The organism is Nocardioides sp. Root1257, assembly GCF_001425175.1.
Taxonomy (GTDB): domain Bacteria; phylum Actinomycetota; class Actinomycetes; order Propionibacteriales; family Nocardioidaceae; genus Nocardioides.
In genome coordinates this window covers 121,506-145,115 of record NZ_LMDV01000012.1, presented here as the reverse complement: position 1 = coordinate 145,115, position 23,610 = coordinate 121,506, and the positions used below count along the sequence as shown (strand labels likewise).

General features: G+C 70.9%; 23 protein-coding genes and 1 tRNA gene. 14 read left to right on the top strand and 10 right to left on the bottom strand.

Features of this window, described 5'->3' with window-relative positions; translation table 11 throughout:
- The first annotated feature begins 38 nt into the window (after positions 1 to 38).
- The 3 genes from ASC77_RS27325 (at position 39) to ASC77_RS27320 (ending at position 689) form a co-directional block, all read left to right on the top strand.
- Complete coding sequence (locus ASC77_RS27325; RefSeq protein WP_200945106.1) at positions 39 to 203, top strand: hypothetical protein; 165 nt, start codon at positions 39 to 41, stop codon at positions 201 to 203.
- Positions 204 to 229: 26 nt separating this feature from the next.
- The gene (locus ASC77_RS22220; protein ID WP_235547729.1) at positions 230 to 445 is read left to right on the top strand and encodes a hypothetical protein; all 216 of its coding nucleotides are present in this window, start codon (positions 230 to 232) and stop codon (positions 443 to 445) included.
- An 82-nt stretch (positions 446 to 527) separates the two neighbouring features.
- On the top strand, positions 528 to 689 hold the full coding sequence (locus tag ASC77_RS27320) for a hypothetical protein (protein WP_200945105.1): 162 nt from the start codon (positions 528 to 530) through the stop codon (positions 687 to 689).
- 1 nt (position 690) lies between these two features.
- Here ASC77_RS27320 and ASC77_RS22215 read toward each other — a convergent pair whose 3' ends face one another.
- From ASC77_RS22215 to ASC77_RS27315, 7 genes are all read right to left on the bottom strand, one after another.
- Positions 691 to 3,129 carry a beta-glucosidase family protein gene (locus ASC77_RS22215; RefSeq protein ID WP_056158142.1) on the bottom strand — a complete coding sequence of 813 codons (2,439 nt, stop codon included), beginning with the start codon at positions 3,127 to 3,129 and terminating at the stop codon, positions 691 to 693.
- 49 nt (positions 3,130 to 3,178) lie between these two features.
- Positions 3,179 to 4,045 (bottom strand): carbohydrate ABC transporter permease, encoded by an 867-nt coding sequence (locus ASC77_RS22210; protein WP_235547730.1) that lies wholly within the window; start codon positions 4,043 to 4,045, stop codon positions 3,179 to 3,181.
- Complete coding sequence (locus ASC77_RS22205; RefSeq protein WP_056158139.1) at positions 4,042 to 4,971, bottom strand: carbohydrate ABC transporter permease; 930 nt, start codon at positions 4,969 to 4,971, stop codon at positions 4,042 to 4,044. Before ASC77_RS22205 ends, ASC77_RS22210 begins: the two co-directional genes overlap by 4 nt.
- Before the next feature lie 97 nt (positions 4,972 to 5,068).
- The gene (locus tag ASC77_RS22200) at positions 5,069 to 6,418 is read right to left on the bottom strand and encodes an ABC transporter substrate-binding protein (protein ID WP_056158136.1); all 1,350 of its coding nucleotides are present in this window, start codon (positions 6,416 to 6,418) and stop codon (positions 5,069 to 5,071) included.
- 189 nt (positions 6,419 to 6,607) lie between these two features.
- On the bottom strand, positions 6,608 to 7,252 hold the full coding sequence (locus ASC77_RS22195; RefSeq protein ID WP_056158133.1) for a TetR/AcrR family transcriptional regulator: 645 nt from the start codon (positions 7,250 to 7,252) through the stop codon (positions 6,608 to 6,610).
- Between the two features lie 10 nt (positions 7,253 to 7,262).
- Positions 7,263 to 8,036 (bottom strand): hypothetical protein, encoded by a 774-nt coding sequence (locus tag ASC77_RS22190; protein WP_056158126.1) that lies wholly within the window; start codon positions 8,034 to 8,036, stop codon positions 7,263 to 7,265.
- Between the two features lie 129 nt (positions 8,037 to 8,165).
- Positions 8,166 to 8,324 carry a DUF5679 domain-containing protein gene (locus ASC77_RS27315; RefSeq protein ID WP_165356914.1) on the bottom strand — a complete coding sequence of 53 codons (159 nt, stop codon included), beginning with the start codon at positions 8,322 to 8,324 and terminating at the stop codon, positions 8,166 to 8,168.
- A 202-nt stretch (positions 8,325 to 8,526) separates the two neighbouring features.
- Here ASC77_RS27315 and ASC77_RS22185 point away from each other — a divergent pair, with 202 nt between their 5' ends.
- The 3 genes from ASC77_RS22185 to ASC77_RS22175 all read left to right on the top strand — a co-directional run bounded on the left by ASC77_RS22185 (position 8,527) and on the right by ASC77_RS22175 (position 11,271).
- Positions 8,527 to 9,333 carry an enoyl-CoA hydratase/isomerase family protein gene (locus ASC77_RS22185; RefSeq protein ID WP_056158124.1) on the top strand — a complete coding sequence of 269 codons (807 nt, stop codon included), beginning with the start codon at positions 8,527 to 8,529 and terminating at the stop codon, positions 9,331 to 9,333.
- A 339-nt stretch (positions 9,334 to 9,672) separates the two neighbouring features.
- Positions 9,673 to 10,725: a PHP domain-containing protein gene (locus ASC77_RS22180; RefSeq protein WP_056158121.1), complete on the top strand. Its 1,053-nt coding sequence runs from the start codon at positions 9,673 to 9,675 to the stop codon at positions 10,723 to 10,725.
- 9 nt (positions 10,726 to 10,734) lie between these two features.
- A complete protein-coding gene (locus ASC77_RS22175; RefSeq protein WP_056158117.1) occupies positions 10,735 to 11,271 on the top strand; it encodes a M48 family metallopeptidase in 537 nt (178 codons plus the stop codon).
- On the opposite strand, the gene ASC77_RS22170 is transcribed toward ASC77_RS22175, so the two are convergent.
- Both ASC77_RS22170 and ASC77_RS22165 read right to left on the bottom strand, forming a co-directional pair.
- On the bottom strand, positions 11,268 to 11,807 hold the full coding sequence (locus ASC77_RS22170) for an NUDIX hydrolase (RefSeq protein ID WP_056158113.1): 540 nt from the start codon (positions 11,805 to 11,807) through the stop codon (positions 11,268 to 11,270). The genes ASC77_RS22175 and ASC77_RS22170 overlap by 4 nt on opposite strands.
- A complete protein-coding gene (locus ASC77_RS22165; protein ID WP_056158110.1) occupies positions 11,804 to 13,108 on the bottom strand; it encodes a zinc-dependent metalloprotease in 1,305 nt (434 codons plus the stop codon). The genes ASC77_RS22170 and ASC77_RS22165 overlap by 4 nt, the downstream gene beginning before the upstream one ends.
- Before the next feature lie 30 nt (positions 13,109 to 13,138).
- Between ASC77_RS22165 and ASC77_RS22160 the strand changes: the two genes are divergently transcribed.
- From ASC77_RS22160 to ASC77_RS22125, 8 genes are all read left to right on the top strand, one after another.
- Positions 13,139 to 13,561, top strand: coding sequence for a molybdenum cofactor biosynthesis protein MoaE (locus ASC77_RS22160; protein WP_056158107.1), 423 nt, complete (start codon positions 13,139 to 13,141; stop codon positions 13,559 to 13,561).
- A 47-nt stretch (positions 13,562 to 13,608) separates the two neighbouring features.
- A complete protein-coding gene (locus ASC77_RS22155; RefSeq protein WP_056158105.1) occupies positions 13,609 to 13,854 on the top strand; it encodes a hypothetical protein in 246 nt (81 codons plus the stop codon).
- Between the two features lie 42 nt (positions 13,855 to 13,896).
- Positions 13,897 to 14,952: a PDZ domain-containing protein gene (locus tag ASC77_RS22150; RefSeq protein WP_056158101.1), complete on the top strand. Its 1,056-nt coding sequence runs from the start codon at positions 13,897 to 13,899 to the stop codon at positions 14,950 to 14,952.
- A 10-nt stretch (positions 14,953 to 14,962) separates the two neighbouring features.
- A complete protein-coding gene (locus tag ASC77_RS22145) occupies positions 14,963 to 15,529 on the top strand; it encodes a PPA1309 family protein (RefSeq protein ID WP_056158099.1) in 567 nt (188 codons plus the stop codon).
- A gap of 25 nt (positions 15,530 to 15,554) precedes the next feature.
- Positions 15,555 to 18,569, top strand: coding sequence for a UPF0182 family protein (locus ASC77_RS22140; RefSeq protein ID WP_056158097.1), 3,015 nt, complete (start codon positions 15,555 to 15,557; stop codon positions 18,567 to 18,569).
- 48 nt (positions 18,570 to 18,617) lie between these two features.
- A tRNA-Met gene (locus tag ASC77_RS22135) sits at positions 18,618 to 18,691 on the top strand.
- A 242-nt stretch (positions 18,692 to 18,933) separates the two neighbouring features.
- A complete protein-coding gene (locus ASC77_RS22130) occupies positions 18,934 to 19,110 on the top strand; it encodes a helix-turn-helix transcriptional regulator (RefSeq protein WP_200945104.1) in 177 nt (58 codons plus the stop codon).
- Positions 19,111 to 19,116: 6 nt separating this feature from the next.
- The gene (locus ASC77_RS22125) at positions 19,117 to 20,313 is read left to right on the top strand and encodes a tyrosine-type recombinase/integrase (RefSeq protein WP_056158096.1); all 1,197 of its coding nucleotides are present in this window, start codon (positions 19,117 to 19,119) and stop codon (positions 20,311 to 20,313) included.
- Between the two features lie 338 nt (positions 20,314 to 20,651).
- Here the strand turns inward: ASC77_RS22125 and mobF are convergent, their stop codons facing one another.
- Entirely contained in the window at positions 20,652 to 23,273 is a 2,622-nt protein-coding gene (gene mobF / locus ASC77_RS22120) for a MobF family relaxase (protein ID WP_200945103.1), read from the bottom strand.
- Positions 23,274 to 23,610: the final 337 nt, after the last annotated feature.

The window sequence follows — 23,610 nt, the reverse complement described above, 5'->3', positions numbered from 1 at the left end:
GCACCACCCTTCCGACAACGACGTCAAAGGACACCGAGATGAACTTCAGCACCGAGGACCTGGCTCGCGCTCAGGTGAGCACGCGACTCGTCGAGGCGCTGCACTGCCGACAGGGCCGCCGTCTGGCCCGCGTGATCAGCTCCGGCCGCCGGGCCGAGCAGGTCGCCCAGCAGGCCCGACTCGCCATCGTCCGCACGCTCTGAGCACGCCGCAGATCTAGAAAGTCGACATGACTCCGATGAACACCACCACGAACACGAACCCGAACGGACTCACCGAGATGAATCTTCTCCACGAAAATCTGGCCCGAGCGCAAATGTCCGAGCGCCTGGGAGAGGCGCACCAGCTCCAGCTGGGCTACCAGCTGGCCCGTGCCCGTCGACTCAGCCGCAAGGCCGAGCAGGCGGCACAGCAGGCGCGTCTGGCCCTCGCTCGCGCGCTCTGACCACGACCACCACCTACCCCGGGAGCCGGGTACGACGACACGTCGTACCCGGCTCCCGGCGTTCCAGGACTAGCCTGCAGAGGTGACCACCTGCGACTTCTGCGGCAAGCAGGAGAGCGACGAGGCCAAGACGCTCACCTGGACCACGGCCACCGAGCGGGGACGGCTGCGCGTCTACTGCGACGAGTGCTCGCGCACCCACCTGCGGGCGATGGAGGGCAAGCTCGACAGCGAGTGGTGGTGAGTCAGCCGACCTCGGCGCTGAGCACGATGTCGGCTGCCGACCGGCCGACCTCCACGGTGAACGCGCCGGGCTCCCGCACCCAACCGCCGTCGGACCAGTGCTCGAAGGCACGCGCCGGTACGCCGATCCGCGCGGTCGCGCCGGCGCCCGGCCCGGCCTCGACCCAGGCGTGGCCGACCAGCCAGCGCACCGGTCGCTCGACCGCGCTGTCGGGCCGCGCGAGGTAGACCTGCACCAGCTCGCGTCCGGGCCGGTCCCCGGTGTTGGTCACGGTGACCGCCACGTCGGTGCCGGTGACGACGAGGTCGTCGTACGTCCACGTGGTGTAGCCGAGACCGTGCCCGAACCAGTACGCCGGCTCGACGCCGTCGCGCAGGAACCTGCGGTAGCCGACGTGCAGGCCCTCGGTGTAGTCGAGGCGCCCGTCGACGGGGGTGGTGGACGGCAGGGCTGCGTCCTCCGACGCCGGCCAGGTGGTCGGCAACCGGCCGCCGGGCTCCACCCGGCCGAGCAGCACGTCGGCGAGCGCGCCGCCGAACTCCTGGCCGGGGAACCACGCGAGCAGGGTCGCGGCGACCTCGTCGCGCCAGGGCATCAGCACGGGAGCGCCCGCGTTGACGACCACGACGGTCTCGGGCCGGGCCGCCGCGACCCGGTGCACCAGCTCGTCCTGACGACCCGGGAGCGCCAGGCTGGTGCGGTCGAAGCCCTCGCTCTCGACCTCCTCGGTGGTGCCGACCACCACGACCGCGAGGTCCGCTGCGGCCGCATCGGCGACGGCGTGGGCGAGTGAGGCGTCGTCGTCCTCGACGGTGCAGTCGACGGCGAGCTGCATCGAGACGAGCAGGTCCTCGTCGGCCGTGTGGTCCTTGACGACGTGCACGAGCGAGACCCGGACCTGCTGGCCGGCCGTCAGCGCGACCGTCGCCCACTCCTGCGGCGGGCGCATCAGGCCCTCGACCGGGTCGGCGCCCGGCGGCAGCTCGAGCAGCTCGTCGAAGGCGGGGTGGTCGTCGAGTCGCAGGCGGTAGCGCCCGACCCCGGACGCGCCGATCCGGTACTCGCCGCTCTGGTCGGCGGTGACGACCACGTCGAGCGCGATCTCGGTGATCAACGCGGGGTCGACGCCCTCGAAGGCGTTGTTCCAGTTGAAGGCCGAGCCCAGCCGGCGATCCGCCCCGAGGACCTCGCCGCCCGCGCCGCGGAACTCGACCCGGATGCCGGGCTCGCCGCCCGGGGTCGTCAGCAGCGCGGGATCCGCCGCCGAGACGCGCTCGTGGCCGCGCGCACCGAGGCAGTAGGTCACCTCGACGTCGGGGCCGAGCGCCGCCAGCAGCCCGGCCAGCGGGGAGACCGTCGCGGGCGGGAAGACCAGCGCGCTGCCGCCGCCGAGGAAGCGCGCCTCGCGGGCGTTGGGGCCGATCACCGCGACGCGCTTGATCCCGGGACGGACGGGGAGCACGGGCGCGTCGCCGACGGGGGCGTTGCGCACGAGCACGAAGCCGGCGGCGGCGGCCCTCTGCACCAGGGCGTCGCTCTCGGCGTCGGTCCACGGCTCGACGGGCTGGGCCTCCGGCCCGTCGGCGAGCGCGCCGACCCGCGTGGCGAGCCCGAGCAGCCGCAGGACCTTGGCGTCGATGTCGGCCTCGTCGACCCGCTGCTCGCGGACCGCGTCGACCAGGGCCTCGCGCCATGGCCCCGTCGGCCCCGGCATGATGAGGTCGAGCGCTCCGCGCGCGGCCGCCTCCGTCGAGCGGCCGGCGTACCAGTCGGTCATGATGACGCCGTCGAAGCCCCACTCCTCGTGGAGGATCGCGCGCAGCATCGGACTCTCGGTCATCGTGGCGCCGTCGACCGAGTTGTACGCCGCCATCACCGACCAGGCGCCCGCGTCGCGCACGATCGTCTCGAACGGCGCCAGGTAGAGCTCGCGCAGCGTGCGCTCGTCGACCCGGGCGTCATAGGTCAGCCGGTCGGTCTCCGAGTCGTTCGCGACGAAGTGCTTGACGGTGGCCGCGACGCCCTGCGACTGGAGCCCCTCGACGAGCGCGGCGCCGATCGATCCGGTCAGCACCGGGTCCTCGCTCAGGCACTCGAAGTGCCGGCCGCCGTACGGCGAGCGGTGCAGGTTGACGGTGGGCGCCAGCACGACGTCGACGCCCTTGCGACGTGCCTCGTGGGCGAGCAGCCGACCGAGGGTCGCGGTGAGCTCGGGGTCCCAGCTCGCCGCGATGGCCGTCGGCGACGGGATGTTCGTCGACGGGTCGCGCTCGTCCCAGAGCTCACCGCGGACGCCGGCCGGGCCGTCCGAGGTCACCATCCGGCGCAGGCCGATGGCGGGCTCGTCGTACAGCGCCCAGAAGTCGGCGCCGGTCAGCAGCCGCACCTTCTGCTCGAGGGAGAGGCGGGAGACCAGGGCAGGCAGGTCCAGGGAAGGCATCGAGGGAGAACTCCAGGTCGGTGACGGATGGGTGGGGGAGCAGGGGCTACTAGGACTTCACGCCGCCCTCGCTGAGGCCGCTCTGCCAGAAGCGCTGCAGGGCCAGGAACGCGATCATCAGCGGGATGATCGACAGCAGCGCGCCGACGACGACGTACAGCTGGAGGTTGCCGGCGATCGCCTTCTGGCTGTTCCAGGTCGCCAGCCCGAGCGTGACCGGGTAGAGCTTGGTGTTCTGGAGCATCACCAGCGGCAGCAGGTAGTTGTTCCAGATGGTGACGAACTGGAAGAGGAAGATCGTGACCAGCGCGGGCGCCATCAGCCGGGAGGAGATCGTGAAGAACGCCCGGAACTCCCCGGCGCCGTCGAGCCGGGCCGACTCGAGCAGCTCGTCGGGCACCGACGCGGCGGCGTAGATGCGCGCCAGGTAGACGCCGAAGGGCGACACGATGCTCGGCAGCAGCACCGCCCAGAACGTGTCGGTCAGGTCGAGCTTGCTGAAGAGCAGGAAGAGCGGCAGCGCGAGGGCCGTCGCCGGCACCAGGACCCCGGCGAGGATCACGTTGAAGACGACCTCGCGCCCCGGGAAGACGTACTTCGCCAGGCCGTAGCCGGCCATGGCGGCGAACAGGGTGCCGATCGTGGCCCCGGCGGTCGCGTAGACGATGCTGTTGAGGATCCACCGGACGTAGACGTGGTCCTGGTAGGTGACGACGTTCCTGATGTTGGTCCACAGCTCGAACTCGCCGTGGAACCACAGGCTGGTGTCGGTGAGGCCGCCGCGGGTGGTGCTGGAGGCGACCACCATCCACCACAGCGGCAGCAGGAAGTACGCCGTGCACACGACCATGAAGAGCGTCGCCGCCAGCACCGGGACCGGGCGGTCGCGGAACCGGGTCCTCTCGAGGGTGCTCACTGGAAGGCTCGCTTCTGGGTGACCTTGAGGAACGTGAAGGACAGCGCGCAGGTGATCAGCGCGAGCACCACCGAGTAGGCCGCCGCCAGGTGGTAGTTGGGGATGCTCGACGTCGCGTAGACGACCATGTTCGGCGTGTAGGTACTGCTCACGGCGCTCGAGATGGTGCGGAAGATCTGTGGCTCGTTGAAGAGCTGGAGGGTGCCGATGATCGAGAAGACGCCGGTGAGGACCAGCGCCGGTGTGACGTGCGGGATCTTGATGGACCAGGCGATCCGCACCTGCCCGGCACCGTCGACGGTCGCCGCCTCGATCACCTCCGCGGGGATCGCCTTGAGGGCGGAGTAGATGATCAGCATGTTGTAGCCGGTGTAGATCCAGTTGACGACGCTGGCGATCGAGAACATCACCAGGTCCGGCCCGAGCAGGTCGAAGCGGTCGGCGAAGGCCGGGATCGGCGTGGTGCCGGGGGAGAAGAGGAACCCCCACATCAGCGCGGCGATCACGCCGGGCACGGCGTACGGCGCGAAGAGGGCCAGCCGGAAGAAGCGGTGTGCGCGCAGGACGGGCGAGTCGAGGAGCAGTGCGAAGAGCAGCGCGAGGCCCAGCTGGATCGGGATCGAGATCAGGAAGAACTGGCCGACCCGGACCAGGCTGTGCCAGAACTCCGCGTCGGAGAAGACCTCGGAGTACTGGCTGAGCCCGCCCCAGACGTCGTGGGCGACGCCGAACGTGCCCTGGCGCTCGACCTTGAAGAAGGACTGGTAGACGGCGTACGCGATCGGCAGCACGTAGAACAGTGCGAACGAGACCAGGAACGGCGCCAGGAAGCCGATCGCGGCTCGTCGGTGCCGTCGGCCGCCGGAGGGACGCGCCGCGGGTCGGACCTTCTTCGGGACCGTCGTCGTCGGGGGCAGTGCCGTCATCGGGTCGGTGTCCTCCAGGTCCTCGGTGGCGGGTGGTGCGTGCGGCCGGCCGGGAGAGGTCGACGGCCGGCCGGCCGCACGTGCGGGGTGGTGCGGTTCAGTCCGCGACCGTGAGCGACTGCGACTTCATCGTCTCGACGGTCTTGTCCTGCGCGGACGTGAGCGCCTCGTCGAGGGTCCCCTGCCCGTTGACGGCCTTGCCGAGACCGTCGGCGAGCGCGGCGTACGTGTCGGTCATCGTCGGACCCCACTGGAAGCTCGGGTCCACCCCGGCCGATGCCTGGGCGAAGACCTCCCACACCTTCTGGTCGCCGTAGTAGGGCAGGCCCTCGGTGAGCGCCGGCAGCTGCTCCTGGCCCTCGGTGGTGGCCGGGTACTGGCCGCCGTTCTTGTTGTTGAGCGTCAGTGCGTCCAGGTTGCTGAACGCCCAGGTCGCGAACTTCGAGGCCTCGTAGGGGTACTTCGAGTTCTTGAAGACGACGGCGGTCGAGCCACCCCAGTTGCCGGCGGTGTTGTCGCCGGCGGTCCACTGCGGCATGGGTGCGACGGCCCACTTGCCGGCGGTCTTGGGCGCCGAGCTCTCGAGCAGCTTGGTGGTCCAGGCGGCGCCGATGATCGACCACTCCTTGCCGGAGTCCAGGGCCTTCCACTGCGGGTCACCGAGGCCGGGGACGCTGTCGACGAGCTTCTCGTCGATCAGCTTCTGCCAGTAGTCGGCGACCTGCTTGGTGGCGTCGTCGTCGAGCGAGACGGTCCACTTGTCGTCGTCGACCGAGAACCACTTCGCGCCGTTCTGCCAGGCCAGCGAGGTGAACCAGGCGGGCTGGTCGGGCGGGAAGTCCCCGATCGTGGCGCCCTTGGCCGCGATCTTCTTCGCAGCCTCGTAGTACTCGTCCCACGTCGTCGGCACCGGGATGCCGGCCTGGTCGAAGAGGTCCTTGCGGTAGTAGAGCGCCATCGGGCCGATGTCCATCGGGATGCCGTAGACGGCGTCCTTCTCACCGAAGCCGGTCTGGTCGATCGCCCACGAGACGTACTTGCTCTTCGCCTCCTGGACCGGCTCGCAGCCGCCGACGTTGGTGAGGCCGTCCTGGAGCCGGAACGACGGGAGGTTGTCGAACTCGATCATGCCGATGTCGGGCGTCTTGCCGGCCTTGATCTGGTTCGAGTACGCCTGGTAGGTGCCCTGGTTGCCGCCGACGACCTCCTTGTAGTCGACCTGGATGTCCGGGTTCTCCTTGTTCCAGAGGTCGACCGTCTCCTGCATGCCGGGGACCCACGAGGTGAAGGTCAGCGTGACCTTCTTCCCGGCGGGCTTGCAGGAGCCGGAGTCGGCGGACGTGCCGCTCCCGTCGGAGTCGCTGCTGCCGCATGCGGCGGTGAGCAGCAGTGCCGCCGAGACGAGGGCGGCTGCCGCCCCGGTGCGGCGCCTACGAGCTGTGCGCATCTGGCTGTCCCTTCCCTGTCCGGCCGAGGCCGGGTGCGATGTCGAGATACGGATCCACGTGGTGGGCGGCCGTACTGCGACGGGCTTGTGATGGCAGTCACAGCGGGTGGCCGGGGCGATCTAAGCACACTTGCTGACAGGTAAGTAAGTAGTGACGGCGAAATTGTTACCTGCCGAGACCGCCGCCGCTCAGACGGCGGCGGCGACGGTGCGCTCGGTGCTTCCCCAGCGCTCGAGGATCGCGTCGATGACGAGCGCGACGGTGGCCGGCATCCGGATCTCGTCGGGCGCCAGCAGCCACTGCACCTGGAGCCCGTCCATCACCGCGATGATCGCGCTGGCTGCGGACTCGACCTCCTCGGGCGGCGGGTGCTGCTCCGAGGGCAGGGATGCCTCCAGGGCCGCGACGATCAGTCCCCGGAGCACGGCGAAGCGATCCCGGAAGGACGCCTGGGCGGGGTGGCCCTCGGTCACCGACTCGGCCGAGAGGACGACGTACGCCTGGACCAGGCCGATCCGGCCGGTGTTGACGACCGCGGTGTGCACGAGGTGGCGCAGCAGGTCGGGACCGCGCGGCGGCTCGTGGTTCTCGAAGCCGGCGACGTCCAGCCGCTCGCGGTGGGCGAGGGCCTCGACGAACAGCTGCTCCTTGGAGCCGAAGTGGTGCAGGATCCCCTGGTGGGTGATGCCGACCCGCTCGGCGATCTCGCCCAGGGAGGCCTTGTGGAAGCCTCGCCCGCCGAACACGTCGACCGCGGCGACCAGGATCTCCCCGCGACGCTGCTCCGCCGAGACCCGGGGGGCGCGAGGACGAGTGGGTCCGGAAGTCGTCATGCGGCGCAGCCTACTCGCCACTTACCGCCCGGTCAGTTGCGCCGAGCGCGTCCCACGCGCAGCCGCAGTGCGGGTGCCGGGACCACTCGCGCCGGTCGGGGTCCAGGTCGAGGTCGAGCCGGACCGTCGCCGACCAGGTCGACGGGACCGCGCCGGTCAGGTAGCGCAGCACGTCGCGGACCGCCCAGGTCAGGGCGAGAGCCTCGAGCAGGGCGTCGTCGGGCGCCGCCGCGCGGCCGGCCAGCTGCTCGACGACGACGCCGCGCCGAGGATCGCGCTCGGCGAGGTGGGCGTCCACGCAGCGCAGGCAGGCCGTGGCGCCGGGCTCGATGAACGGTCCGACCCGGAAGCCCCGCGGGCCGGCGCCGACCACCAGGTGCGCCTGCCCCGCGCGCACCCGGTCGTCGACCAAATCGCGGGGCGGCTCCCCGGAGGAGACGACGACCGCCAGGTCCGCCTCCTCGAGGGGCGCCGGGGAGACGTCGGCCGCCCGCAGCAGCCGGACCACCTCGCCGGTCGGTCGCGCGTCGCCGACCACGGCCACCGCGGCCGTCGGCAGCGGGGCCACGGCTGGACCGAGCATGCCGGCGGCGCGCAGGTCGCGGAGCGCCCGGTGCCCCGCGTGGGTGGCGGGGGAGGGCGCGCGTCCCGCCACGAGGTCGTCCAGCACGGCCTGCACGTCCGGGTCGTCCGGCACGACCACCCGCCACGGCGGATCCAGGCCGATCTGCAGGTGGCGGTCGTCGCGGCGTACGACGTGGAGGCCGGGGCGCAGGAGGTCCATGCCGGCTCCCTACCCCGGATCCGGGGCCTCGGACGGCTGTCCACAGGGAGGTTCGCCGAAAGACGACAGCGGCGCCGCCCCGGGAGGGGCGGCGCCGCTGTGGAACTCGTGGGGCTGAGCGCTCGTGCGTCAGGCCTTGCCGAGGATCCGGTTGAGGTTCGTGCCGCAAACGGGGCAGACGCCCTTGGCCATCTTGGTGCCCTTGTCGTTCACGCGAATCTCGCCCTCGGCCTCGCGCTTCTCCTTGCACTTCACGCAGTAGAACTCGCCGCTCCAGGTCTCCGCCATGACGGCCTCCTTGCTTGTATTCATTTCACGGTCGTCGCGACGGGGATGAAGGGGAAGACCCGTCGGAGTCCAGCGGGGTGCCGCCGAACCGTCTCAGACCCTACGACACGCGGGGCTGAGCGTGCAGGAGGCCCTCGGCGCGCCGTGGATGAGCGCGATTTCCCTCACGGCGCCGCGGGAGCCCGATGGGTACCTTGAGCGCATGTCCCACGACTCCCTGAGCCTCAGCCACCTGCGCCTCGAGCGGCCCCGCGACGGCGTCGCCCTGCTCACCCTCGACAACCCCGACCAGCGCAACGCGATGTCCGACGAGATGACCTCCTCGTGGGTCGCCGCGGTCGACGAGCTGGCCGCCGACCGGTCGGTGCGCGCGGTCGTGGTGACCGGCGAGGGTTCGGCGTTCTGCTCCGGTGGCAACACCTCCTGGATCGCCAGCGAGCCCGACGCGTCGGTCGACCACCTGCGCACCCGGATGATCGCGTTCTACCGGGCCTGGCTGTCGATCCGCCGCCTCGAGGTCCCGACGATCGCGGCCGTCAACGGCGCGGCGATCGGCGCCGGCCTGTGCCTGGCGCTCGCCTGCGACCTGCGGTACGCCGCGGCCGGCGCGAAGCTCGGCGCGCCGTTCGTGAAGCTCGGCATGCACCCCGGCATGGCGGCGACCTACCTGCTGCCCAACGTGGTGGGCGAGGCGCACGCCCGCGACCTGCTGCTCACCGGGCGGGTCGTGGAGGCCGACGAGGCGCTGCGGCTCGGGATGGTCTCGCGGGTGGACGAGCCGGCGACGTTCCTCGAGGGCGTGCTGGACACGGCCGCGGGGATCGCCGCGACGGCGCCGATCGCGAGCCGGCTCACGAAGCTCGCGCTGCGCGACGGCGGCCACGCGGACGTCGAGGCCTGCCTGCAGTGGGAGGCGATGGCGCAGCCGATCACGCTCGCGACCGTGGACCTCCAGGAGGGGATCCGGGCGGCGCAGGAGAAGCGGGCTCCGGCCTTCACGGGGCACTGACCGGCCCCGGCGGGGCATGAAGAAGAGGCCCCCGCGCCGCCAGCCGGACACTTGCCTTCCCCTTGCGAGTGTCCTTCGGCGACCCGGAGGCCTCATCTGGGGACGACGCTAGGAGCAGGGCGGAGCGCCGGTCAACGCGGCGTGGCCCCAGCCTGTGGACAACGTTGTGGACAAACCTGTGGAAGACCGGCTCTGCCGGTGGAGGACGCGGCCTGTCGCCGGGACACGGCTGTGGACGAACCGCCACGTCACGGCCGCCGCGCGGCGCTGACCAGCGACAATGGCTCTCCACCGGGTGTGGAGGAAAGAAACTCGGGACGGATATCGGGAGGGCACGGCGTGTCGCACGACGGGAGCTACGACGGGGGACCGGTGGCGGCGCTGCGCCGGATCGCGTTCCTGCTGGAGCGGGCCCGGGAGGACACCTACAAGGTGAAGGCGTTCCGCGGCGCGGCCGCCACCCTCCTGCCGATGCCGGCCGACGAGGTGGCCCGCGCCGTGGAGGAGGGGACCCTCACGCAGCTGTCAGGGGTCGGGGCGAGCTCGGCGAAGGTGATCGAGCAGGCCGTGCGGGGCGAGCTGCCCGAGCGGCTCGCGGCCCTCGAGCGCGACCACGGCGGCCCACTCACACCTGGCGGCGCGGAGCTGCGGGCCGCGCTGCGCGGCGACCTGCACTCCCACTCGGACTGGTCCGACGGCGGCTCCCCGATCGAGGAGATGGCCTTCACCGCCATCGAGCTCGGCCACGACTACCTGGTGCTCACCGACCACTCGCCGAGGCTGACGGTCGCCCACGGGCTGAGCCCCGAGCGGCTCACCCGGCAGCTCGGGGTGGTGGACGCGGTCAACGAGCACCTGGGCGGCCGGGCCGACGGTGGCTTCACGCTGCTGAAGGGCATCGAGGTCGACATCCTCGACGACGGCTCGCTCGACCAGGACGACGAGCTGCTCGCCCGGCTCGACGTCCGGGTCGCGAGCGTGCACTCCAAGCTGAAGATGGACCCGGCGGCGATGACCAGGCGGATGATCGGAGCGGTGCGCAACCCGCGCACCAACGTGCTCGGGCACTGCACCGGCCGGATGGTGATGGGCAACCGCGGGACCCGCGCCGAGTCCCAGTTCGACGCGAAGGCGGTCTTCGAGGCCTGCGTCGAGAGCAACACCGCCGTCGAGATCAACTCGCGCCCCGAGCGTCGCGACCCGCCGACGCGCCTCCTCGAGCTGGCCCGCGACCTCGGCTGCCTCGTCTCGATCGACAGCGACGCCCACGCTCCCGGGCAGCTCGACTTCCAGGTCTACGGCTGCGAACGGGCCGAGGAGGCCGGGATCGACGCCGACCGGATCGTCAACACGTGGTCGCGGGAGCGCCTGCTGACCTGGGCGAACGGCTAGTTTCAGGTCATGACGACCCGGCCCGAGGTGGAGGTACGCCGCTCGAAGCGGCGCCGCCGTACGGTCTCCGCCTACCGCGACGGCGACCGCGTGGTCGTGCTGATCCCCGCCTCGCTCTCCCGCAAGGAGGAGGCGGAGTGGGTCGAGACGATGATCGCGCGCCTCGAGCGGTCCGAGCGCAGGCGCAAGCCCAGCGACGAGGACCTGATGAAGCGGGCCAAGGCGCTCAGCGACCGCTACCTCGGCGGCCTGGCGCTCCCGGAGTCGGTGCGCTGGGTGGAGAACCAGGAGGCCCGGTGGGGTTCCTGCACCCCCGGCGACCGCTCCATCCGGCTCTCGGCGCGACTCCAGGGGATGCCGTCCTGGGTCATCGACTACGTGCTGATGCACGAGCTCGCGCACCTCTTCGAGGCCAGCCACAACTCGCGGTTCTGGGGCTGGGTGGACCGCTACCCGCAGGCCGAGCGGGCGAAGGGCTACTTGGCTGGCTGGTCGGCCGCGGCCCGGCTGGACCCGCCGCCGGTCGACCACGACGAGGTCGACTAGCTCCTCAGTCGAGCGAGTGCGACCAGGTCGACGAGGTCGGGCTGCGGGTCGGGCAGCGCGTCGGCGGGCCACCAGCGGACGTCGAGCGACTCCTCGCTCACCGCGTGGGCGACGCCGGCCGGCGCGACCGCGACGAACCGTACGTCGAGGTGGTGCACGTCCCGGGTCGGGCCGCAGAACGGTACGGCGTGCTCGCTGAGCTGGACCGGCACCGGGTCGAGCCGCAGGCCGGTCAGCCCGGACTCCTCGGTGGCCTCGCGCAGCGCGGCGCCCGCCAGCGTCTCGTCCTCCGGCTCGCAGTGGCCGCCGAGCTGGAACCACCGCTGCGCCTTGGCGTGCAGGGTCAGCAGCACCTCGGTGCGGTCGGGGCTGAGCACCACCGTGCTCGCGGTCACGTGGTCGGGACGGCACTCACGGGTCAGGCCGTCCGGGTGCGCCTGCAGGTGCGCGACGTACCGCTCTCGCAGCGCCTCCTGGGCGGCGTCCGGCGCCCGCCAGCCGGTCAGGACCGCGAGCGCGTCGGCGTGGAGGCTCACTCCTCGGGCTTGTCGAGGAGCTTCTTCAACTCGGCGTCGAAGTCCTCGTCGCTGAGCGCGTCCGGTGCCGAGGCGTCCTCACGGAAGCCGAGCGGGTCGTCGAGGTCGGCCGGCGTCGGTAGCAGGTCGGGGTGCATCCACACGCCGTCGCGGGCCTCGGTGCCCTGGCGGGTGCGCAGCGAGCCCCACAGGGTGGAGGCGTCGCGCAGCCGGCGCGGGCGCAGCTCGAGGCCGACCAGGGTCGCGAAGGTCTGCTCCGCCGGACCGCCGGCGGCACGGCGCCGGCGGAAGGTCTCCTGCAGCTTGGCAGCGGTCGGCATCCGCTCGGCGGTCGCCTGGCCGACGACGTCGTCGACCCAGCCCTCGACCAGGGCGAGGGCGACCTCGAGCCGCTGCAGCGCGGCCTCCTGGGCGGGGGAGCGCTCGAGCTCGAACATCCCGCCGTCCAGCAGCTCCTGCATGGACTCGGGGTTCTGCGGGTCGATGCCCCGCATCTGCTCCTCGATGCGCGACTGGATGCCCTCGGCGTTGATCTCGATGCCGCGGGCGTAGTCGGTGACGGCGCCGATCAGGTAGTCGCCCAGCCACGGCACGTGGGCGAACAGCCGCTGGTGGGCGGCCTCGCGGAGCGCGACGTACAGCAGCACGTCGTCGGCGCTGACGTCGAGGTCGGCCGCGAAGGCGTCGAGGTTGGCGGTCACGATCGCCGCACGGCCGGGCGCGGCGAGCGGCAGCCCGATGTCGGAGACGCTGAGGACCTCGGAGGCGAGCGCGCCCAGGCCGGAGCCGATCTGGCCGGCGAGCATCCCACCGACGGCCTTGCCGAGGATGCCGAGCAGCGGGCCGGACATCTCCCGGGTCTCGGGCGGCAGGGCGCCGCCGAGCGCCTGCACGGACGACTCCGCGATCGGCTCGACCAGCACCTTCCAGACCTCGGTGGTGCCGACGACCCACTCGGCGCGGCTCCAGGCGGCCGGGGCCGTGACGCCGGACGGGAACGCGGTGGTCTCGTCCAGCCAGTGGTCGGCGAGGCGCAGCGCGTCGGCGACCGCGTCGCGCTGGCGCTGGCTCGGCGTGGGGTCCGGCGACTGCGCGACGGTCTTGCGGGCCAGGTCGAGCGCGAACTCCCAGTTCACGGGGCCGTCGTGGGGCTGCAGGAGGTTCTGGAGCTGGCCGAAGAGCTGGCTCAGGTCGGGCATCGCGCCACCGCCGGTGGCCGCGCCGAAGAGCTGCTCGAACGGCGTGCCCTTGAAGGGGTTGTTCGCGCCGTCATCGGGGTTGTCGGCGGGCTTGTCGTTCATGCCACCACGGTACGCGGATACTGTCTGCCCGTGTCCGCCATCCGTCTCGTCGACCTGCGCGAGGAGCCCCTCGACGTCACCGAGGTGCTCGATGCCCTCGACGACGACGCATCCGGCGGGCTGACCCTCTTCGTCGGGCGGGTCCGCGACCACGACCACGGCAAGGGCGTGGTCGGGCTCGACTACACGGCCCACCCCACGGCGCTCGAGCGGTTGCACGACGTCTGCGCGCGGATCGCGGAGGAGTACGACGTGCAGGGGCTCGCCGCCGTGCACCGGGTCGGGAGCCTCGACATCGGCGACATCGCCGTCGTCGTCGCGACGGCGTCGGCCCACCGCGGGGAGGCGTTCGCCGCGTCGCGCGCGCTGATCGACACCCTCAAGGCGGAGGTGCCGATCTGGAAGCACCAGCGCTTCGGCGACGGCACCGAGGAATGGGTGGGGACGCCTTAGTGGCGAGCCTCCCCGCCGCGGAGCACCGCAGTGCCTAGCCTCGACCCGTGGAGATCCTGCTCTGGCTGGTGCCGTCGGTCGTGGTGGCCGTCGTGGCCATGCTCTGGGTCGCCTGGCTCGGCCGCGAGGGCCGTGGCGAGGTCGACCGCGACGTCGCCGTACGCCGGCTTGCGGACGCCCTCGACGGTGACCGGCGCCGTCGCCGCCGGCCGGCCCCCGGCTACGCGGCTCCGCAGCCCGAGGACGACCGCAGCACGGGCATCGCGGTGCGGCCGTCGCGCCGGGCGTCCTGACCTCCCGCGCGCGCGTTGGGTGGGTCTGACAGTCTTGGCGCCATGACGCAGCGGACCCTTGCCGGCCTCCTGGCCGTGCCGCTGCTGCTCGCCCTCTGGGTGGCCGCCGCGTTCGAGTCGCTGCCCTACGTGACCTACAGCCCCGGACTGACCGTCAACGTCCTCGGCGACAACGACGAGGGCAAGGCGATCATCCAGATCGAGGGCAAGCCGACCTACGCCGACGACGGCCAGCTGCGGATGACCACCGTCTACGTCTCGCAGCGCGACGCCCACAACCACCTCTTCGAGCTGATGCACGACTGGATCAGCCGCTCGAACGCCGTCTACCCCAAGTCGGCGATCTACCCGCCCGGCGGCACCGTCGAGAAGGACAAGCAGGAGGGTCAGCAGGAGATGACCTCGTCCCAGGACGCCGCGACCGCCGCCGCGCTGACCCAGCTGGGCTACGACGTGACCGAGGCCGTCGTCTCCGAGGTCGAGAAGGGGTCGCCCGCGGACGGCAGGCTGCAGAGCGGCGACGTGATCCTCACTGTCGACGGCACCAAGACGCTCGACGCCGACGACGTGGTGTCCGCCGTGACCTCGGCCGACGCGGGGGAACCGGTCACGTTCGAGGTACGCCGCAAGGGCAAGACCGTGCCGGTGGAGGTGACGCCGCGCGAGGTCGACGGCAAGCCCCAGGTCGGCGTCCAGATCGGCACCAAGACCACCGACTTCCCGGTCGACGTGACGATCGCGATCGACCCCTCGATCGGCGGCCCGAGCGCAGGTCTGATGTTCAGCCTCGGCATCTACGACACCCTGACCAAGGGCTCGCTGACCGACGGTCGCACCATCGCCGGCACCGGCACCATCGACGCCGGGGGCAACGTCGGCCCGATCGGCGGCATCCAGCAGAAGATCGTCGGCGCGCGCGACGCGGGCGCCGAGCTCTTCCTGGTCCCGCCGGACAACTGCGACGAGGCCGTCGGCGCCGCGAACGGCGACATGCGGCTCGTCGAGGCACCCACCACCGAGAGCGCGATCGACTCGATCGAGAAGTGGGTCGCCGACCCCGACGCCACGCTCCCGACCTGCGGGGACGACGCGGCATGAGTGAGGCAGCATGAGCGAGTACGACTCCGAGCTCCCCGGCTTCTCCGACGTGGACCCTGCCCTGGCGGCGGCCGTCCTCGAGATCGAGGAGCACATCGCGGCCGACGGGTGGGACCAGCCGTCGCGGCTCTACGCGCTGGTCGACACCGCGGCGCTGGTGGCCAAGGAGCCCGCGCTCGCCGCGGCGATGGGTCTCGACGACTCGTCGGCGGCGGGGTCGCTCACCCCGGTCGAGCAGGAGCTGCTGGCCCCGGGCCGGACGCTGGAGGAGGCGCTGGGCTCGATCAGCTGGCCCCCCGGCGTGACCGGCTGCGCGGCCGTCGTGGAGCGCCTGGTGCTCCCGCCCGACGCCGACGAGCAGATCCCCGACGACCCGAAGTCGGCCGAGGAGTTCGCCCGCGAGCACCCCGACCGCCAGGAGGTCCGCATCGTGGCCGGGGCGACCCGCGCGGGCGCGACGTACTGCGCACTGCGGCTGAAGGCCCATGACGACGACCAGTCCGTGGTCGGGGGCGCCGACCTGGTGCCCGGACTGCTCGAGCTGTTGATCGCGACGCTCGAGGACGAGCCCGAGTAGGGCCGGAAGAGGAAGAGACGCACGCATGAGTGAGCTGTTCGACGAGGAGCCCCAGGCGGCACCGCCCCGCGGGTCGCGGCGGTCGCGCGCACTGATCATCACCGCGGTGGTGCTGGTGCTCGCGTTCCTCGGGCTGTCCACCGTCGCGTCGCTCTACACCGACCGGCTCTGGTACCAGGACGGCGGCTACTCGGGCGTCTTCAGCACGCTCTTCTGGACGAAGGCGGGGCTCTTCCTGGCCTTCGGTGCGGTGATGGGCTTCGTCGTCGGCCTGAACATCTACCTCGCCTACCGGTTCCGCCCGTTCTTCCGGCCGAACTCGCCCGAGCAGAACGGTCTCGACCGCTACCGCGACGCCGTCACCCCGATCCGCACCTGGTTGCTGATCGGCATCCCGGTCGTGCTCGGCGCCTTCGCCGGCAGCTCGGCGATCGGGGAGTGGCGCGACTACCTGCTGTGGCGCAACGGCGTGCCCTTCGGCGAGACCGACCCGTGGTTCGACAAGGACATCGGGTTCTACGTCTTCACGCTGCCGTGGCTGCACTACCTGGTCGACTTCACGATGGCCGTCCTGGTCGTCGCGCTGATCGCCGCGATCGTCGTGCACTACCTGTACGGCGGGATCCGCCTCCAGGCCACGCGGGACCGGCTCTCCGGCGCCGCCCAGGTGCAGATCTCGGTGCTGCTCGGCCTCTTCGTGCTGGCCAAGGCCGTCGACTACTACCTCGACCGCTTCGACCTGGTGCACAAGTCGGGCTCGCTGATCACCGGCATGGACTACACGGCCGACAACGCGATCCTGCCGGCCAAGAACATCCTGCTCGGCATCGCCGTCATCTGCGCGATCCTCTTCTTCGTCAACGTCTGGCGACGCACCTGGCTGCTCCCGTCGGTCGGTCTGGCGCTGCTCGCCGTCTCGGCGATCCTGCTCGGCCTGATCTGGCCCGGCATCGTGCAGCAGTTCCAGGTGAAGCCGTCCGAGGCCGACAAGCAGGCGCCCTACATCCAGAAGAACATCGACGCCACCCGCGCGGCGTACGACGTGGGCGAGGACAAGGTCGAGGTCGAGCCGTTCTCCAGCACCAAGATCAGCGAGACGGCGGCAGCCCTGGACGCCAAGACCTCCTCGATCCCGCTGGTCGACCCGAAGCTGGTCCGCCAGACCTTCAAGCAGAACCAGCTGGAGCGGGCCTACTACTCCGTCGCCGACGTCCTCGACGTCGACCGCTACAAGATCGACGGCACCGATCGGGCGCTGGTGCTCGGCGTCCGCGAGCTGGACCAGAGCGGCATCGACCCCAACGACCGCAACTGGTCCAACCTGCACACCGTCTACACGCACGGCTCCGGCGTCATCGCGGCGTACGCCAACCAGCGCAGCGAGGCCAACCTCGTCCCGTCGGTCAGCGACGACGACAAGACCCAGTGGGCCGAGGGCGAGGCCCCGGGGGAGGACGCGCTGACGAAGGCCACGGGCGGCTTCCGCGAGCAGGTCTACTTCGGTGAGCTCAGCCCGGACTACTCGGTGGTCGGCAAGTCCAGCAAGGACGCCAAGAGCGTGGAGCTCGACCTCGGCTCCTCCGACGCCAGCGGCTCGGCGACCGACGAGACCACGACGTACGACGGCAAGGGCGGCGTGCCGATCGGCAGCACCTTCCGGCAGCTGATGTACGCCGTGAAGTTCGGCGAGCCGAACTTCCTGCTCTCCGGACGGGTCAACAGCAACAGCGAGGTCATCTACAACCGCGACCCGGCGACCCGCGTGGAGAAGTTCGCGCCCTGGCTGACGGTCGACAGCGACCCGTACCCGACCGTCGTCGACGGCAGGATCGTGTGGGTGCTCGACGGCTACACGACCACCAACAACTACCCGGGCGCGGAGCGGGAGTCGTTCAAGAAGATGACCGACGACTCGCTGCAGACCGAGACCCAGCTGCGGACGCTCCCGACCGACGAGATCAACTACATGCGCAACGCCGTCAAGGCGACGGTCGACGCGTACGACGGCACCGTGACCCTCTACGAGTGGGACGAGACCGACCCGATCCTCAAGACGTGGGAGAAGGCGTTCCCCGGCACGGTGCAGCCGAAGTCGGACATCCCCGAGCAGCTGATGGACCACATCCGCTACCCGGAGGACATGTTCAAGGTGCAGCGCTACCAGTACGCCCGCTACCACGTCACCGACCCGGTGCGCTGGTACAGCGGCAACAACCGCTGGGCCGTCCCGGAGGACCCGAACTCCTCGGGTCGACTGCAGCCGCCGTACCGCGTCTTCGTGGACGAGCCGCAGGGCGACCAGGGCGTCTTCTCGTTGACCTCGACCTTCGTGCCTTACAACAAGAGCAACCTGGCTGCGTTCGTCTCCGTCGACTCCGACGCCACCTCGCCGGACTACGGCAAGATCAAGGTGCAGCAGTTGACCGACCAGAGCGCCAAGGGTCCCGGGCAGATCGCCAACGACTTCATCTCCGACACGAACGTCGCCGACCGCCTCGCGCAGTTCAACCGGAGTGGCGGCCAGGTCATCTACGGCAACCTGCTGACGCTGCCCATCGACGACGGCCTGATCTACGTCGAGCCCGTGTACGCCGTACGCCCCGGCTCGAGTGCGAGCTACCCGAGCCTTGCCTACGTGCTGGTCTCCTTCAACGGCGAGGTCGGCATCGGCACCTCGCTGCCGCTCGCCCTCGCCGACGCCATCGGTGTCGACGACGTCGGGGGCGGCACGGGCGGCAACGGCGGCACCGGCGGCGACGGCAACGGGAGCGGCACCGGGGGCGAGCCCACCGGCAGTCTCGCCCAACAGATCCGGGCGAAGCTGATCGCCGCCGACCAGGCCTTCCGCGACGCCGACGAGGCCCAGCGCAACGGCCAGTCGGTCAAGTGGGCGCGCCTGGTGGAGAAGGGCGAGGCCCTGGTCGCCCAGGCGGTCAAGCTCGCCCAGCAGATGCCGGCCACCCCGTCCGACACGTCGTCGGACGCCCCGTCCGACACGGCCAGCCCGTCCTCGAGCCCGAGTGCGAGCCCGTCGTCCTGACCCCGATTTGGCCCGCCCGACCCCGGTCTGTAAGGTTGGTTTCACCGACGCGGGGTGGAGCAGCTCGGTAGCTCGCTGGGCTCATAACCCAGAGGTCGCAGGTTCAAATCCTGCCCCCGCTACAAAATTCAGGCTCGGATCCCCTGGGGATCCGAGCCTGAAAGCATTTGAGACTTGATTACGTCATCACAAAGTCATCACTTACTCGGCCGATTGGCCCATTCGAAGGCCCTTGCCGCGCACCAGCGTCCGCGTGAGCATGGACTGCTTCGGGACTGCTCGGGTCCACTTGGACAACGCCGCGCACCTCAGGGACATGACGACACAACTGCGAACAGTCCCCGGGCTCGATCCGCTGCTGAGCATGGAGAATCTCGCGGAGTACCTCGGGGTGCCGATCGCGACCATCTACGACTGGCGCGTCGACGGCAAGGGTCCGCGTGGCATCCGGGTCGGGCGCCACGTGAAGTTCACGACGGGCGACGTGCTCGCCTGGATCGAGACACAGCGCGAGGTGCGACCCGACCAGAAGCGGCGGTGATCTGAGATGGGTCGTCCGCGGACCGACATCGGGACCTTCGGGGACTTCTCCTACCTCCCCACACCGAACGGCAAGGTCAAGGCGCGCGTCCGCTTCCGTGACGATGACGGCCGACTTCGTCTGGTCCAGGCGACCGGCGGGAGTCGCAAGTCTGCCGAGCGAGCGTTGAAGCACAAGCTGTCGCGGCGCGACAGCTACGCGGCCGGAAGCCTCGATCTATCCGGCGACAGCACATTCGGGGTCTTGGTCGACGTATGGCTCGATGACCTCGACGTCACCGGCAAGCTCGCACCGAGCACCCGTTCGCTGTACGAGCGCAACATGCGGCAGCTCGTCCTGCCGGTGTTCGAGCACTACGCGCTGCGCGAGATCACCGTCCGCAAGGTCGACCAGTTCATCAAGACCCTCGCGACAGCCAAGAGCTACAGCATGGCGAAGCAGGCCCGGACCGTGATGAGTCTGGCCTTTGGCCTGGCCGTGCGCTACGACGCGATGCGCTCCAACCCGGTCCGCGACACTGCTCGTCTGCGCAAGCCGCCCTCGCAGGCGATGTCGCTGACGCTAGAGCAGGTCGAGGCCATTCGCTGGGCCGCGCAAGGCTGGCGTCGGGCGGACGGCCTTCCCGGGCCCAGGCCGGACGGACAGCTCGAGCAGATCATCGACGTGATGCTCGGGACCTCCGCTCGGATCGGGGAGGTGCTCGCCATCCGTCGGTGCGACATCGATGTGACCACGTCGCCGGCGACGGTCCGGATCTGCGGCACGATCGTTTCGCCCACCGGCAAGCCGACGCACCGGCAGGCGCACCCCAAGACCGCGAGGTCCAGCCGGACCGTATCGGTCCCGTCCTTCGCGGCTGAGGTCCTGCGCGACCGAATGGCCGCCACGTCGTCCGACAACTTTGACCATCTCCTGTTCTTCAGCCGCAACGGCACTCCGCTGACGACGAACAACGTTCGTCGTCGCCTCCGGGCCGTCTTGGTGGAGGCAGGCATCGAGGGCGTCACGCCGCACTCGTTCCGCCGGACGGTCGCGACCGTGCTGGACCGGGCCGGGGGAGCGGACCTCGCCGCTGAAATGCTCGGGCACACGTCGTCCCAGATCACCAAGGACCACTACATCCAGCCGGACGAGAAGGTGAATCCCGTGACCGCAGAGATTCTCGAGTCGCTCGCTCCGAGACGTCGGACCGCGGACGGATGAGTGAGCGGCTACCGGACCCGGACCCGATCCAGGACCGTGGTCGCCGTGGCGTCAGCCCCGGTCCCGCCCCCGGTGCGGGGCCGTAGCGTCCGGGTCTGCGCCGGGCGCATAGCCGCCGTCTCCGGTGGTGCACCCGGTGCACCGCCGTACGGTCCCGCGTCCGACGCGAGACCGGAGACTGTGGTGGTGGACCCGGTCCACGACCCTGGAACCAGCTCGGCTGTGCACCGGGTGCACAGCCGTAGAGGCCGAAGGTGCGTCGGACGCACCACCGGCGCGGGCGGCCCCGCGCCCGCGGTGACGGCCGTGCGTTTCCCCGAAAGCTCTCTGATGTCGGGTCAGAGCCCGAAATCGACGCTTGCCGCGGCCGCGGGTCGGTACTCGGCTCCCGTGGGAGCCTGGCCGGGTCGCGGCGAGACGGCGCTCCCGTAGCGGTTGAGGGCGTCGATCGCCTGGTGGCGTGCGTGGGCGGGGCCGAGGTCGGCGCGGTCGCGTGCGAAGACGTCGACCCATTGGCGGCGGGCGTCGTCGAGGTCGTCGGCGACGAGGTGGGCGGTGTTGTGGTGGCGGGCGCGAGTCATCGCGACGTACGCGGCCGAGGCGCCGGTGTGCTCGCCGATGAGGGCGTGGGCTGTGTCGACGGTCTCGCCTTGGGCGCCGTGGACGGTGGTGGCGTAGGCGAGCTCGACGAACCGGGCTGCGTACTCGGCCGGGACCACGCGGTCGCGGCCGTGCCCGTGGAGCAGGAGGCTGCCGTCGTTGCCGAGGCCGGTGACGGTCCAGGTCTGGCGGTTGGTGACCTGGAGGTCGGGGTCGTTGCGGCGGGTCGCGACCCGGTCGCCGAGGCCGATGCGCTCTCCGGCCGCGGTGGTGAGGACGTCGTCGATGTCGCGATCGCCGCTGCGATTGGCCTGGGCGTGGTGGTCGCGGATGGTGGCGTTGAGGTCGGCGACCTGTTCGCGGGTGTCGGCGATGACCAGGTCACCGCGGGCACCGGCGTCGGCGAGGGCGGCGGTGCGTTCGACTTCGGTGGGATGGATGAGTATGTGTCCACGCCGCAGTAGGTCGTCGAACACGGCGGCGGGGTCGTCGCCGGTCCGCATCCGCAGCGACAGGTCGGCGTAGTCGGGGTCGGTGAACCGGTGCACCCTCTCGAGGGTGACCACGGCGGTGGGGTGCGCGAAGGCGATGGCGTGGTCGAGGACCCCGCCGCGGCCGACGGCGGGGAGTTGATGGCGGTCCCCGACCAGGGCGAAACGGGCGCCGGTCTCGTCGGCCAGGGTCAGCAGCGCCAGGGCGACGTCCTGGTCGAGCATGCCGGCCTCGTCCACCAACAGCAGATCCCCTGGACGCAACCGCGCCGCTGGGTTGGGGGAGGGATCGGGTTGGCGGGTCCAGTGGCCGTCCTCGTCCCAGCGCCACCCGTGCTGGTGGATCAGCCAGGAGACGGAGTGGCCGTCGGCGCCGGTCTCGGCGGCGGCGACCTCGGCTGCCTTCAATGTGGGGGTCACCACGACGAGTCGGTGACCCCACCGGGCGAGACGCTGCTGCGCGGCACGCAGTGCAGTGGTCTTCCCGGCGCCGGCGGCACCTTCGACCACGACCAGATTCCCGTCGCCGGCCAGGGCGCTGACCACGGCTGCGTGCTCCGGACCGGCCCGCTCGCCCTGCCAGGCGCGTCGGACGGGTCTGGTTCCGCGTCGGGCCAGCCGGGCGATGAGGTCGGCCTCGACTTCGAGCACGCGCGGGGAGGTGAGGGCACGCACGTGCTCGGGAACCCCGGACATGGTGGATCCCTGGAGCAGGCGGGTACAGCCTTGGAGGGCGCGGGCGGTGATGTCTTCGGCGAGCTCGACCCGGACCGCCCGATCCGTGACCAGCCCGGTCTGGGCGAGCAGCACCTCGGTCTTCCCGCGGATGTCGGCGGTGTTCCACGCCGATCGCTTCGATCCCAGGATCGAGATGACCAGGTCGGCGACAGCGTCCCGGTCAATCCGCCCCGGCCGTGTCCCGGCTGGGGGGACCGGCGCGGCTGGGCCATCGGGGTCCTGGTAGCCGAGGTCGTGCAGCTCGCTGTTCCACTGCGCCACCAGCTCGCGGCCATCGCGGGGCACGACCTTGTCGGGGCGCGCCTGCGCCCATGCACGCCGATCCCACCCCTCCCGCAACCGCCGACCCGGCTCCTCGCCCGGATGCTCGGCCCTCCACTTGGCCTCGTAGCGGTCGACGTTGCGGCGGATCTGCGCCGCCCGGGCGCTGAACGCACCCGTGTACGGCTTGAGCTGGGCGATCTCGCCCGTCTCGGGATCGAGCGTGTACCCGTGCTCGGCCAGGACGCGTCGGAACTGCGGGTCGGTGGCGACCACCGCGTGGCCGATCCCGTTGATCGCCTCGATCGAGTCGCGGATCCCCACCGAATGGATCCCGCGCCACGCATTGGCCGCCCAGACGCGGGCGTTGATCTGCAGGTGGAGGTGACGGTGCGGATCCCCGGCCCGCGAGGTGTAGTGCCGGATCACCGCCGCCTCGACCTGCTCGACCGGGACCTGGACCTGCCTGCCCCGCGGACCCACCCGGGTCGTCGCATGAGCGGCGACCCACCCGACGATCTCCGCGGCCGCACGATCCTGGGCCGCATCAAGTGCCTCAGAGATCGCTGGGTGCAGCGAGGCCGCGAGCGACCACGTCTTTGGACCGTTCACGACGACCTCGACGAACCGCAGCCCGTCCGCATCGTTACGGAGCCGTCCCTTCTTCGCGCCGGCGTCGATGTCCATCCCGGCCACCCACTGCTCGTAGGTGTCACCGTTCATCGCGCCGGCGAGGTCGACGCTCTTTGGGGTGGCGACCAGTCGCATCGCGATCGCGTCGCCCTCGGACAGGTAGTAGTCATCCGCCCGAGACCGGTCCCGCTCGACATACAGGCGCGCCGCCTTCGCTGCGCCGCTGTAGAACTTCACCCCGCCATGCACGCGACACCCCCGAGACCTCTCCGATCTCAAGGTGCACACCGCCCGCCTACGGACCTCCGTAGCATGCGTGCCGCGAAAATTCAGTGACTGTGGCAGGGGTATCTGTGTGCGGGGGCCGAGATTATCGAGACCGAGGGCCGCCGACGGTTATCAACCATCTTTACCCCACGTCGGTGCGACTTCTGGACCTTTGCGGACATGCGACTGCTCGTTGGGGCGACCCTCGTTCCCGACCTGGCTTGGTGCACCGGCAGACGTCAGCCGTCAGCGTAATCAACCTTGAGCCCACAGCGGAGTCGCCCAAGGTAGAAGTAGCCAGCGAGGA

What these genes read in the sequence shown, in the direction of transcription:
- ASC77_RS22215 (WP_056158142.1), bottom strand. Translation starts at nt 3,129, where the DNA reads ATGCCTTCCCTGGACCTGCCTGCCCTGGTCTCCCGCCTCTCCCTCGAG.
- ASC77_RS22200 (WP_056158136.1), bottom strand. Translation starts at nt 6,418, where the DNA reads ATGCGCACAGCTCGTAGGCGCCGCACCGGGGCGGCAGCCGCCCTCGTC.
- ASC77_RS27315 (WP_165356914.1), bottom strand. Translation starts at nt 8,324, where the DNA reads ATGGCGGAGACCTGGAGCGGCGAGTTCTACTGCGTGAAGTGCAAGGAG.
- ASC77_RS22195 (WP_056158133.1), bottom strand. Translation starts at nt 7,252, where the DNA reads ATGACGACTTCCGGACCCACTCGTCCTCGCGCCCCCCGGGTCTCGGCG.
- ASC77_RS22185 (WP_056158124.1), top strand. Translation starts at nt 8,527, where the DNA reads ATGTCCCACGACTCCCTGAGCCTCAGCCACCTGCGCCTCGAGCGGCCC.
- ASC77_RS22130 (WP_200945104.1), top strand. Translation starts at nt 18,934, where the DNA reads ATGGAGAATCTCGCGGAGTACCTCGGGGTGCCGATCGCGACCATCTAC.
- ASC77_RS22205 (WP_056158139.1), bottom strand. Translation starts at nt 4,971, where the DNA reads ATGACGGCACTGCCCCCGACGACGACGGTCCCGAAGAAGGTCCGACCC.
- ASC77_RS22150 (WP_056158101.1), top strand. Translation starts at nt 13,897, where the DNA reads ATGACGCAGCGGACCCTTGCCGGCCTCCTGGCCGTGCCGCTGCTGCTC.
- ASC77_RS22190 (WP_056158126.1), bottom strand. Translation starts at nt 8,036, where the DNA reads ATGGACCTCCTGCGCCCCGGCCTCCACGTCGTACGCCGCGACGACCGC.
- ASC77_RS27325 (WP_200945106.1), top strand. Translation starts at nt 39, where the DNA reads ATGAACTTCAGCACCGAGGACCTGGCTCGCGCTCAGGTGAGCACGCGA.
- ASC77_RS22145 (WP_056158099.1), top strand. Translation starts at nt 14,963, where the DNA reads ATGAGCGAGTACGACTCCGAGCTCCCCGGCTTCTCCGACGTGGACCCT.
- ASC77_RS22220 (WP_235547729.1), top strand. Translation starts at nt 230, where the DNA reads ATGACTCCGATGAACACCACCACGAACACGAACCCGAACGGACTCACC.
- ASC77_RS22140 (WP_056158097.1), top strand. Translation starts at nt 15,555, where the DNA reads ATGAGTGAGCTGTTCGACGAGGAGCCCCAGGCGGCACCGCCCCGCGGG.
- ASC77_RS22165 (WP_056158110.1), bottom strand. Translation starts at nt 13,108, where the DNA reads ATGAACGACAAGCCCGCCGACAACCCCGATGACGGCGCGAACAACCCC.
- ASC77_RS22175 (WP_056158117.1), top strand. Translation starts at nt 10,735, where the DNA reads ATGACGACCCGGCCCGAGGTGGAGGTACGCCGCTCGAAGCGGCGCCGC.
- ASC77_RS22125 (WP_056158096.1), top strand. Translation starts at nt 19,117, where the DNA reads ATGGGTCGTCCGCGGACCGACATCGGGACCTTCGGGGACTTCTCCTAC.